Raw genomic sequence first — 3,258 nt, 5'->3', positions numbered from 1 at the left:
ATACATTTCTTAATCTGATGTGGACTCCCAACGAACGCTTGATGTACGGAATTGAGTACGGCTACTTCGAAACGGAGTTGGCCGATGGCCGTGAAGAAGATGCGAGCCGTGTGATGGTGGCTGCCCAGTATAGTTTCTAGGGTGAGTTAGTAGCATAGCAGAGAAGCTGTTTTGATCGATTGCTTGGGCGTATGCCCAAGCTTTTTTATGGTTCTTCGTCACTTCATGTGGGGCCTGATCGAACAGGCGACCCACAATACCACTGTCACTAAACTGAATAAGAAAGATCAGTCGCGTCGGGAACACTCTTGATGACCAAATCGATACAGATGAAGTCGCGCATGGCCTGGCTGTCATAGATGGCATCTTCAAGCGCTTCGTCGACCAGTGCATACCATTGCTGAAGGAAGTAGATCCGCAACATCTGTCCCAGGAACCGTTCCCGGCGGGTGACCTTCTTATTGTTCTGGTGCTCAGCCTGAGCAAACGAGATCTGTTTCATCGAGAACTCTGGCGGGTAGTGGAAAACTGTATTTTGCCCTGCCGGTGGCACTTAGGCAGCAACGGTCGTATTTATGCAGTGTTTCCTTAAAAGAGGCTCGCAGTAGGCTTGCTTCTACTAGAGTTTATTTCAAAATAATTACCTCAATAATTTGAAAGCCTGAGTTAAAGCAAATGAATTTCTCCATAGAAGTTCACGTCGAGCCGGAGCGCTCGCCCCGGCTGGCTTAGAGCTTAGCTGGCCATTGCGGCACATTCTTCAGCGCAGCGGTGACAAGCTTGGGCACACTCTTGGCAGTGGGATGCATCATGTTTTTCACACTCATCACCACATTTCTTACAAATGTCGGCACATAGACGGCAGATCTCGTGCGCAAACTCACTTTCTTGTGCCATAAATGAGGCGGCTAACCGACAAATTTGAGCACATTGCATGTTAAGGCGAATACATTCCGCCATCATTTTTACGTTGTCTTCTTTTAGACACTCAGTTGCACACTTGTCGCAATAAGCAGCGCATATGTGACAAGCTTCAATGCAGTTTTCGTATTTTTTGAAGTCCATCTCGGTTCTCCATTTATTAAATCAAATTTTATTTACCATAGTTCTTGCTTGGCATAATAAAGCTAGAACAACCTAAAAGATAAATCAAGGAAAGGGAACCTGGTAACTAATCAAAAAATATAAAAATAAACCAGGTAGCTGTGCGTTACTTGCCGTAATTTTTATTATTCAGCTAGGATTCAGGAAGGCCTACTATAATAAATTTTTTGTCAAAAAAACACTGAAACGTTCGCTGCGCTTGTAAGTTACCTCGCCACGAGCTCCTAATTAAAGCAATTAGTCCGGATTTCTCATAGCCTCTCAGCCAGTACCGAACTCAGGCTGTAACACCGCTAAACATCTACTGGCTAGACTTACATTGGCTACTTTTTAATCACTTTCCGTCGTTCAGACACACTTCCCCCTTCCCCCCATTGCGTCGGGCCGGGGGGCGCCCGAGCAGTCAGTTCGGCACCAACCGCCTGACGAGGTTGGATAGCGCCGTTTTATAAGGATAGCTGTCACTCATCAGCACTCGGATGCGGCACGTATTGCGGATGATGACCGCCCCCACTTTGATGAGCTTGAGCCTCAGGTTGCTCGGGCTCATGCGCGCGAAGGACGTTTTCTTCAGGTAAGTCCGTAACCGCTCGAACAGCGTATAGGCGAAGCCTGACAAGATTAGCCGCATCAGCCGCCACTGATTGGCCCACCAGTGCGTACTGGAGGTCCGGTCAGCGAACAGGCTCAGTTGTTGATCTTTGATTCAGTTTTCCATGTTGTCTCGAGCAAGTACTGCGCGTAGTAAAGCTTGAAGCTGTCATCGTAACGGGAACTGATGATAAACCGGGGGTTGGAGCCCAGCTCGCTCTCTTCTAGACGAGCCACCACTCAGCGTGGGCATTGCCAGGAGTGGGCTTGATACGGGAAGCGGAACGTCCCTGCCACTTTTTCTCCCACCTGCCATTGGGTTTTGCGTACCAGCATCATGGGCACATCCACTTCCTTGAGCAGTCGGTTGTTCTTGGCGATTCCCACGATGTAGTCGACGTGATGCCGATCGCACCAGTTCAGCATCTGGGGACGACAAAAGTGGCTATCACCTCGTAACACGATACGGGTATCAGGCCAATATTGACGGATAAAGCGTACCAGTAGTGAGAGGATGGTCCAGCTATGGCGGCTGTCGCTTCGGTCACTGGTGCGCAGATAGCTCACCAGTAAGTGGCGACCACAGAAGACATACAGCGGGAAGTAGCAATGGTGGTCGTAGTAGCCGTTGAAGAACTTGCCCGGCTGCTCGCCGTGAACCGGGATATCAGTACCATCAAAGTCCAGCACGATTTCTGTCGGTGGCTCCTCGTGCTGCTCGATGAAGTGGTGCCACAGCACCTCATGGGCCTTCACTATTGCTTGCCAATCGGCGTGCTGTTCCACCCGGCACAGCGTCGACTTGCCCGCCAGCGCCTCCACTTCACCGAGCGCCGTCTGAAGCGCCTGGTCATAACGTAGGGCCTCATGGTCGTTGAAATCTTCGTAGCCAGCAGCGACACCGAACACCCGCTGACGAACCAGAGTGTCGAGCTTATGACGAATCTGTTCCGGTGCGCGGGGATCATGAAGCACGGCGGCCAAGCGGCGTGTCAGGCGATACTGTTTATCGACTTCACGAAGCAGGAGTAATCCGGCGTCTGACGTAATGTGGCCCCCAGAGAAGTCGGCTTCAATTTGGCGGCGTGAGAATGGCTAGAAGGTGAGCTTTTCAGGTACCATTTTGGAAGCGGCTGTTGGTGTTTGATGGATTGGTTAGGTTCTTGAAATCATAGCTCTTTCAGCCGCTTTCTTTTATACCCTGTGAGAAAACCGGGCTAGAGTAATTAACATAAAAATTAAATCTATTAATTTTTGGAACGCTAGCAGCCAGCATTTTTTCGGTTCTTCGTTACTTCATGTGGATTTAGCCTGATCGAATAGGCGGCCCGCCGGGCTGCCAATCAGATAGATCATGGCGATGAAGTTAGCCTCGTTCCGATAGCCACGTGCGCGTGACCGAGCCGCCTGAAAAAGGCCGTTCATCCCTTCCAGTCTTGCGTTCGTCAGTCCCGAGTGCCAGCGCCTAACCACTGCTTCCGCGTGCCGCTCAAGTGTCACCAAGGCCTTTCCCATCGGCTTCAGTAGTGACTTTTCAGAAACCGCCGCTTGCATAACTTTGAG

Annotated in this window: 2 protein-coding genes and 2 pseudogenes; all 4 read right to left on the bottom strand. The window is 50.3% G+C overall.

Annotation, left to right across the window (positions count from 1 at the left end; genetic code table 11):
- Positions 1 to 283 precede the first annotated feature (283 nt).
- A pseudogene (locus ELY38_RS14225) lies at positions 284 to 502 on the bottom strand (transposase); the annotation flags it as partial.
- Between the two features lie 233 nt (positions 503 to 735).
- Complete coding sequence (locus tag ELY38_RS19740) at positions 736 to 1,065, bottom strand: four-helix bundle copper-binding protein (protein ID WP_035565121.1); 330 nt, start codon at positions 1,063 to 1,065, stop codon at positions 736 to 738.
- Between the two features lie 442 nt (positions 1,066 to 1,507).
- Positions 1,508 to 2,772 (bottom strand): annotated as a pseudogene (locus ELY38_RS14215) (IS1380 family transposase).
- A gap of 219 nt (positions 2,773 to 2,991) precedes the next feature.
- On the bottom strand, positions 2,992 to 3,258 hold a 267-nt coding region (locus tag ELY38_RS14210; RefSeq protein ID WP_148113541.1), incomplete at its 5' end, for a transposase.

Origin of the sequence: Vreelandella nanhaiensis, from assembly GCF_003990185.1 — a bacterium.
Classification (GTDB): domain Bacteria; phylum Pseudomonadota; class Gammaproteobacteria; order Pseudomonadales; family Halomonadaceae; genus Vreelandella; species Vreelandella nanhaiensis.
This window is presented reverse-complemented; position numbering and strand designations above follow the sequence as displayed.